This window comes from Moellerella wisconsensis ATCC 35017, from assembly GCF_001294465.1.
Taxonomy (GTDB): domain Bacteria; phylum Pseudomonadota; class Gammaproteobacteria; order Enterobacterales; family Enterobacteriaceae; genus Moellerella; species Moellerella wisconsensis.
Map to the genome: position 1 here is coordinate 1 of NZ_LGAA01000066.1, position 347 is coordinate 347.

A 347-nucleotide genomic window follows, 5' to 3' on the forward strand; every position below is an offset into this window, starting at 1 on the left:
CGCAATATCTTCTTCGCTTTCTTCTTCTTCAATTATCGCCTGCGCCTTGTTAGACAGGATAACGAAAGGCATATACACCAGCGTTGAGACACCCAAGTTGAACAATGCGACTAACAGCGCAGCGATGCTGCCGTTACTGTTAAAGAATGCACCCAGTCCGGTAGGCATGGTCCACGGTGCAAGGTTAGTCACCGGAGGAATGATGCCCATGCTGTACGCCGCCAGCGTGATCGCTGCCAGAATCGGCTGAATCAGCACGAACGGAATAAACATCACTGGGTTCATGATAATTGGCAAACCAAACAAGATCGGTTCGTTAATCTGGAAGATGCCGACGGCAGCGCCAG

Annotated in this window: 1 pseudogene; it reads right to left on the minus strand. The window is 50.7% G+C overall.

Going from position 1 to position 347, the window contains the following annotated elements:
- Positions 1–347: pseudogene (locus M992_RS14405) on the minus strand (PTS N,N'-diacetylchitobiose transporter subunit IIC); the annotation flags it as partial.